At 67.6% G+C, this 7,955-nt stretch carries 8 protein-coding genes; all 8 read left to right on the forward strand.

Going from position 1 to position 7,955, the window contains the following annotated elements; genetic code table 11:
* Positions 1 to 539 (forward strand): peptidoglycan editing factor PgeF (pgeF, locus tag AC1D1G_RS37850; RefSeq protein ID WP_477956144.1); only part of this gene is annotated, 539 nt, incomplete at its 5' end.
* 45 nt (positions 540 to 584) lie between these two features.
* On the forward strand, positions 585 to 1,310 hold the full coding sequence (locus tag AC1D1G_RS37855) for a YggS family pyridoxal phosphate-dependent enzyme (protein ID WP_317567686.1): 726 nt from the start codon (positions 585 to 587) through the stop codon (positions 1,308 to 1,310).
* Positions 1,311 to 1,395: 85 nt separating this feature from the next.
* Positions 1,396 to 2,073 (forward strand): cell division protein SepF, encoded by a 678-nt coding sequence (locus tag AC1D1G_RS37860; RefSeq protein WP_283334268.1) that lies wholly within the window; start codon positions 1,396 to 1,398, stop codon positions 2,071 to 2,073.
* Positions 2,074 to 2,206: 133 nt separating this feature from the next.
* Positions 2,207 to 2,509, forward strand: coding sequence for a YggT family protein (locus tag AC1D1G_RS37865; protein ID WP_005247609.1), 303 nt, complete (start codon positions 2,207 to 2,209; stop codon positions 2,507 to 2,509).
* 102 nt (positions 2,510 to 2,611) lie between these two features.
* A complete protein-coding gene (wag31, locus tag AC1D1G_RS37870) occupies positions 2,612 to 3,457 on the forward strand; it encodes a DivIVA-like cell division protein Wag31 (protein WP_477956145.1) in 846 nt (281 codons plus the stop codon).
* 49 nt (positions 3,458 to 3,506) lie between these two features.
* A complete protein-coding gene (locus AC1D1G_RS37875; RefSeq protein ID WP_283334269.1) occupies positions 3,507 to 3,758 on the forward strand; it encodes a hypothetical protein in 252 nt (83 codons plus the stop codon).
* A gap of 286 nt (positions 3,759 to 4,044) precedes the next feature.
* Entirely contained in the window at positions 4,045 to 7,179 is a 3,135-nt protein-coding gene (gene ileS / locus AC1D1G_RS37880) for an isoleucine--tRNA ligase (RefSeq protein ID WP_280782554.1), read from the forward strand.
* A 61-nt stretch (positions 7,180 to 7,240) separates the two neighbouring features.
* A partial coding sequence (locus AC1D1G_RS37885) for a DNA polymerase IV (protein ID WP_477956146.1) occupies positions 7,241 to 7,955 on the forward strand: 715 nt, incomplete at its 3' end.

The raw sequence follows: 7,955 nt of genomic DNA on the forward strand, positions 1-7,955 counted from the left end.
GTCGCAACGTGACCGTGGTCGACGGGCCCACCGACGTGCCGGTACCCGCCACGGACGCGCTGGTGACGACGGTTCCGGGGATCGCACTCGCGACCCTCAGCGCCGACTGCGTCCCGGTGCTGCTGTCCGACGACGAGGCCGGAGTGATCGCCGCAGTCCACGCCGGCCGGATCGGCGCCCGCATCGGCATCGTTCCGCGGGTGCTCGACGTCATGGTCGAGCAGGGGGCGCGCGTCGACCGGATCGGCGCATTCCTGGGTCCGGCGGCCAGCGGCCGACAGTACGAGGTCCCCGCGGCGATGCAAGCCGACGTCGAGAAGTTCCTTCCCGGCAGCGCCACCCGCACCGTCAAGGGCACCCCCGGCCTCGACCTGCGGGCGGGCCTGCGGAAGCAACTGCTCGACGCGGGTGTCGCGGGGGTGGCGGAGGATCCGCGCTGCACCATCGAGGACCAGACACTGTTCAGTCATCGCCGGCAGGCCCCGACCGGTCGGCTCGCGGCGGTGATCTGGATGGATACTGGGCAAGACAGCGTGTGACGACGACCGCCGACGGCGGTGAGGATCGGTGTGGGAGTGGAAACGATGAGCAGGGTCGGGGAGATCGAGGCTGCGCTCGGCGCCGTGCGCGCACGGCTCGACGCGGCGTGCCGGGACGCCGGTCGCGACCCCGCGGAGGTGTCGCTGCTGCCCGTCACCAAGTTCTTCCCCGAATCCGACGCGCGGATCCTGTACGAACTCGGGTGCCGCGAATTCGGGGAGTCGCGGGAGCAGGAGGCCACGGCCAAGATCGCGGAGTTCCGCACCGTGGTGACGGATCCGTCGGTGCGGTGGCACATGATCGGACACCTCCAGCGCAACAAGGCGAAGGCCGTCGCGCACTGGGCGTACGCCATCCACTCGGTGGACAGTGAACGACTCGTCGGCGCCCTCGGCCGCGCGGCGACCGCGGCTCTCGAGGCGGGGGAGCGGCCCGAGCCCCTGCGGGTGCTGCTGCAGGTCAGTCTGGACGGCGATCCGCAGCGCGGCGGTGCCGCGATCGCCGACCTCGAACACCTTGCCGCGGAGGTGCAGTCGTCGCCGGGACTCGAATACCGCGGACTGATGGCGGTTCCGCCGATCGACGCCGACCCGGACGCGGCGTTCGAGGAACTGGAGAAGATACACGCGCGGCTCAGGCGCGACCATCCGGATGCGACGGACCTCTCAGCGGGCATGACCAATGATCTCGAGCACGCTGTCCGACACGGGTCGACGTGCGTGCGTGTCGGAACCGCGCTGTTGGGTTCGAGGCCTATAACCTCGAAATAGATCGCCCAGGTGATCGCCAACCCGTCCACACCGCTGCGACCGGTCGCAGTTGGATCCTGTCCGCCGCGCCAAGGAAGGTCGATCAATGAGCAGTCTGCACAAGTTCAAGGCTTACTTCGGCATGGTTCCCCTCGACGACTACGAGGACGAGTACCTGGACGAGCCGGAACCTGCGCGCAGGGCTGCTCGACCGGCCCGCGACAGTGGACGTGATCCGTACCTCGACCGTGACGACCGTGACTTCGCCGAGCCGGCCTTCAGCAAGGCTGCCTATGCTCCCGGCCGCCGGGACGACCTCGACGACGACTTCGACCGGTACGACGGCCCCCGGCACTCGTCCCGGGTCGAACCCGTGGCCGTCCGGTCGGCCCGTCCCAGCGCGAGCGGTGCGGTGCGCGGCAGCACCCGTGGCGCGCTGGCCGTCGACACGCGGTCCGAGCGGGTGGAGAGTCGTCGCGGACCCCTCTTCGACGAAGGTGGGCCGCTGTCCAAGATCACCACGCTGCGCCCCCGCGACTACGGGGAGGCCCGCACCATCGGCGAGCGGTTCCGTGACGGCACCCCCGTCATCATGGACCTCGTCGAGATGAGCAACGCGGACGCCAAGCGCCTCGTCGATTTCGCCGCCGGACTGGCATTCGCGCTGCGCGGGTCCTTCGACAAGGTGGCCACGAAGGTGTTCTTGCTCTCACCCGCAGACATCGACGTGTCCGCCGAGGAGCGTCGCCGCATCGCGGAAACCGGCTTCTACAGCCAGAAGTAAACCGGGGAGCGGGGGAAACGACCATCGGGATCCGAACGTCCGAAACGGCGCGGGCCGCGGCGGCTGTGGCGGAGAAAGCCCTGGCCACGCGGCTCGTTTTGATCGGCCGGACATTCTCAGGCAGAGTGAAGGTGTGGCCTTGTTCTCGGTGATCTACTTGATACTGTTTGTCTTTTGGCTGCTACTCATCGGCAGAATCATTGTCGAGTTCGTACGGACCTTCGCACGAGACTGGCGGCCAACCGGCGTCGTGGTSGTCATTCTCGAGGCGATTTTTACGGTCACCGATCCACCGGTCAAACTGCTACGGCGGTTGATCCCCCCGATCAATCTCGGTGGGGTGCGGTTGGATCTATCCATCATGGTCTTGCTGTTCATCGTCTTCATCCTGATGTCGATCGTTCAGGGACAAGCGCGTGCTACGGGTCTGGTGTGACAGAATGGACCCCATTGATCCAGTCTTGTTTCACCGTTACGTAGACTGCGCTGTAACTGAATGCTTGCTAGACCGCCAAATGACGCGTGAAGGGATCCTTCCATGCCGCTGACTCCCGCTGATGTGCACAATGTCGCGTTCAGCAAGCCACCGATCGGTAAGCGGGGCTACAACGAAGACGAAGTCGATGCGTTTCTCGACCTCGTCGAGCAAGAGTTGTCGCGCCTGATCGAGGAGAACGCCGACCTTCGGCAGCGAGTAGGGGAGCTCGACAAGGAGCTCGCCGATGCGAAGAARGCTCCACGCTCCGGGTCCGCAGCACCGACTCCCGCCCCCAAGGTGGAGCCGGCTCGCGTGGTCGAGCAGCCCAAGGCTCCCGCGCCGGCACCGGCTCCCGCCGCTGCAGCCGCGGCCGCTCCCGCCCAGGGCGCCGACGCTCACATGCAGGCCGCCAAGGTTCTGGGTCTCGCCCAGGAGATGGCGGACCGCCTCACGAGTGACGCGAAGACGGAGTCCGAGCAGCTGCTCGGCAACGCGCGCACCAACTCGGAGCAGCTGGTCAGCGACGCACGGACCCGTTCCGAGACGATGATCGCGGACGCCCGCCAGAAGTCGGAAGCACTGATCACCGACGCTCAGACCCGGTCCGAGACCCAGCTGCGCCAGGCCAAGGAGAAGGCCGATGCGCTGCAGGCGGACGCGGAGAAGAAGCACACCGAGATCATGGCGACGATCAACCAGCAGCGTTCCGTGCTCGAGGGTCGTATCGAGCAGCTCAAGACGTTCGAGCGCGAATACCGTGTGCGCCTGAAGTCGTACCTGGAGTCGCAGCTCGAGGAACTGGAGCAGCGGGGATCCGCAGTTCCGGTGGACGGCGGTCAGGATTCGTTCGCGCAGGGTGGATCGCAGTCCAACTACAGCCAGTCCTACGCCAAGGGCAATAGCTGACTGAGCGCGCGGTAGTTGCCCAGCCAGCGGCCCGGATAGAGGTTGAGCCGTGCTGGTCGTGACACTCGCTCTTGCAGCGGTGGGGTTCGCTCTCCTAGTGGTGGCTCTCATGACCGGTTCGGTCGTGTGGGCCTGGGGATGCATCGTGGTGTGCGTCGCCGGAGCGGTCCTGCTGCTCGTCAGCGCCCTTGCAGGCAAGAAGGCGGCGGCCGTTCCGGGGCAACCCACGAGCGGTGTCCCCGGTGACCGCGGTCCCACACGGGACGCGGACACGGCGCCCGGATCCGACGAGGGCGACTGAGCTGCCGTATCCCGGTGCCGATTGAGCCGCCCCGCGGCGGTGGCGGCTAGACTGCATTCAGCGAATAATTCAGTAACCGAGTTTCGCGGCGACGATCCGGCCATCACCGGGGAGCCTTCGGAAGAACGGCCGGCACGCCGGCTCAGTAGAACCGAACGGGTGGGCCCGTCACAGCCCGGCACCGAGAGGCGCCCTCCGGGGTGCAAGCGGGGTGGTACCGCGGTGGTGACGCAGGAGGCGTCTCCGTCGTCCCCGTGCCGAGTACGTCAGGCACGAGGAGATCGCGGTGACCGACACCAGCAACGTGACCAGCAGCAACGAGTCCTACCCCAAGGTCGACTACGGCGTCTCCCAGGACGCGGGTGTCCGGTTTCCCCAGATCGAGCAGCGTGTGCTGGCCGGCTGGGACGAGGACGACACCTTCCGGGCGTCGGTCGCCCAGCGTGACGACGCCCCCGAATTCGTGTTCTACGACGGTCCGCCGTTCGCGAACGGTCTCCCGCACTACGGCCACCTCCTGACGGGGTACGTCAAGGATCTGATCCCGCGGTTCCAGACCATGCGCGGCAACAAGGTCGAGCGCCGATTCGGCTGGGACTGCCACGGACTGCCCGCCGAACTCGAGGCGGAGAAGCAGCTCGGCATCAAGGACAAGTCCGAGATCGACGTCATGGGTCTCGAGAAGTTCAACGAGTACTGCAAGTCCTCCGTGCTGCGATACACGGACGAGTGGCGCGACTACGTCACCCGGCAGGCCCGGTGGGTCGACTTCGACAACGACTACAAGACCCTGGACCTCGACTTCATGGAGTCGGTCATGTGGGCGTTCAAGGAACTGTTCGACAAGGGCCTGATCTACCAGGGCTTCCGTGTGCTGCCGTACAGCTGGTACGAGCAGACGCCGCTGTCGAACCAGGAGACCCGGCTCGACGACGCGTACAAGATGCGCCAGGATCCCGCCGTCACGGTCGACATGCCGCTGCACGGCGAGGGCCCGCTCGACGGAGCCAACGCGATCATCTGGACCACCACGCCGTGGACGCTGCCGTCCAACCTCGCGGTCGCGGTGCACCCGGACATCGACTACGTCCAGGTGACGGGCGCCGACGGCAAACGCTACGTGCTCGCCAAGGATCGGCTGGGGCACTATGCCCGCGAACTCGGCGAGGCACCCGAGGTGCTGTCCGAGCACAAAGGTGCGGACCTCGTCGGGCTCCACTACGACCCGCCGTTCGACTTCTTCGTCGGTCACGAGAACGCGCACCGCGTCATCTCCGCCGACTACGTCACCACCGAGTCCGGTACCGGAATCGTCCACCTCGCACCGGCTTTCGGTGAAGAGGACATGGAGTACTGCACGGCGAACGGGATCGAGATCGTGCAGCCGCTCGACCCGGGCGGCAAGTTCACGGCGATGGTGCCGCCGTACGAGGGTCTCCAGGTGTTCGACGCGAACCCGGTGATCATCAAGGACCTCAAGGCTGCGGGAAAGTTGCTGCGGCACGAGACGATCGAGCACTCGTACCCGCACAGCTGGCGCAGCGGGCAGCCGCTGATCTACATGGCGGTCCCGTCGTGGTTCGTCGCGGTCACCAAGTTCCGCGACCGCATGGTCGAGCTGAACCAGGACATCACGTGGGTGCCCGAGCACATCCGCGACGGACAGTTCGGCAAGTGGCTCGAGGGTGCCCGCGACTGGAACATCAGCCGCAACCGGTACTGGGGCAGCCCGATTCCGGTGTGGGTGTCCGACGACCCGGCGTACCCGCGCACGGACGTGTACGGCTCGCTCGACGAACTCGAGCGCGACTTCGGGGTGCGGCCGACGGATCTGCATCGGCCGATGATCGACGACCTGGTGCGCCCGAACCCGGACGACCCGACCGGGAAGTCGATGATGCGGCGTGTCCCCGAGGTCCTCGACTGCTGGTTCGAGTCCGGCTCGATGCCGTACGCGCAGGTGCACTACCCGTTCGAGAACCGTGAGTGGTTCGACGGCCACTTCCCGGGCGATTTCATCGTCGAGTACAACGGGCAGACCCGCGGCTGGTTCTACACGCTGCACGTGCTGGCGACGGCGCTGTTCGATCGTCCCGCCTTCAAGACCGTTGCGGCTCACGGCATCGTCCTGGGTGAAGACGGACTGAAGATGAGCAAGTCCAAGGGCAACTACCCGGACGTGAAGGAGGTGTTCGAGCGGGACGGCTCGGACGCCATGCGCTGGTTCCTCATGTCCTCGCCGATCCTGCGCGGCGGAAACCTCGTCGTCACCGAACAGGGCATCCGCGAGGGTGTCCGGCAGGCGCTGCTGCCGCTGTGGAACGCGTGGAGCTTCCTGCAGCTGTACGCGCCGACGTCCGGTGAGTGGCGCACGGATTCGACGAACGTCCTGGACCGGTACATCCTCGCGAAGCTGGCCGGAACCCGGGACGCCATCACCGGCGCGCTCGAGACGAACGACATCGCCGGGGCGTGTGACGAACTGCGCACGTTCTGCGACGCGCTGACGAACTGGTATGTGCGGCGGTCGCGTTCGCGCTTCTGGGACGAGGACAAGGACGCCGTCGACACCCTCCACACGGTGCTCGAGGTGGTCACCCGGCTCGCCGCTCCGTTGCTGCCCCTGATCAGCGAGGTCATCTGGCGAGGACTGACCGGCGGACGGTCCGTGCATCTCGCGGACTGGCCGGCCCACGGTCAGCTGCCGGCGGATGCGGAGTTGGTGTCGGCGATGGACGAGGTGCGGTCGGTGTGCTCGACGGTGCTGGGACTGCGCAAGGCGCAGAACCTCCGGGTGCGGCTGCCGCTGCCCGAGGTGACGGTCGCGTCCGACGACGCGGAGCGCCTGCGCCCGTACCTGGGTCTCATCGCCGACGAGGTCAACGTCAAGAAGGTCGACCTCACCACCGACGTGGACGTGCACGGCCGGTTCGAGCTCGTCGTCAACGCGCGCGCCGCGGGACCGCGCCTGGGCAAGGACGTGCAGACCGTCATCAAGGCCGTGAAGGCCGGTGACTGGTCGGAGAATTCGGACGGCGTCGTCGTCGCGGCGGGGATCGAGTTGCTGCCGGAGGAGTACACGCAGCGGCTCGTGGCCGCCGAACCGGAGTCGACGGCAGCCCTGCCCGACGGGGCCGGTCTGGTCGTCCTGGACTCGGCGGTCACCGAGGAACTGGAAGCCGAGGGGTGGGCGAAGGACCGGATCCGCGAGTTGCAGGACGCGCGGCGCGCCGCCGGGCTCGAGGTGTCCGATCGGATCACCGTCGTCCTCGACGTGCCCGAAGAGCGGCGGGACTGGGCGCTCGCGCACCGCGAGCTGATCGCGGGCGAGATCCTCGCCGTCGAACTGGAACTGGCCGAGGCGCCGGGCGACGCCGTCGAGCTCGGTGAGGGTGTGCGGGCGGCGATCGCGAAGGCGTGACCTGTCGGACCGGGCGGGTATTTTGCATCAGGTGAGTCGTCGGTGGGTGCTGCACCTCGACATGGACGCGTTCTTCGCGTCGGTCGAGCAGCTCACCCGGCCGACGCTCCGCGGCCGCCCGGTTCTCGTCGGTGGTCTCGGCGGGCGCGGCGTCGTCGCCGGCGCCAGCTACGAGGCGCGGGTGTTCGGCGCGCGTTCGGCCATGCCGATGCATCAGGCCCGCCGGCTGGTGGGTCCGGGTGCGGTGGTGCTGCCGCCGCGGGGTCGCCTTTACGGCATGTTGAGCAAGTCCGTGTTCGACGCGCTCCGCGGCCCGATGCCGGTGCTCGAGCAACTGTCGATGGACGAGGCGTTCGGCGAACCCATCGAGCTGGCCGGGGCGGATGCGGGCACGGTGCAACGGTATTGCGAGGGACTGCGCGCCCTGGTGCTCGAGGAGACGGGACTGGTCGCGTCCATCGGCGCCGGGTCGGGCAAGCAGGTGGCCAAGATCGCGTCCGGTCTGGCCAAACCCGACGGGATCACGGTGATCCCGCCGGACGAGCAGCATGCGGTGCTGGACGAGCTTCCGGTGCGGAAGCTGTGGGGCATCGGCCCGGTCGCCGAGGAGAAGCTGAAGCGGCTCGGCATCGAGACCATCGGCGGGTTCGCGCGGACCCCGGAATCGGAGGTGGCGTCCATTCTGGGCACCACGGTCGGACCGGGCCTGCACCGGCTGGCGCAGGGCATCGACAATCGGCCGGTCGCCGAACGCGCCGAGTCCAAACAGGTCAGTG

Source organism: Rhodococcus sp. P3_B8 (genome assembly GCF_056402775.1).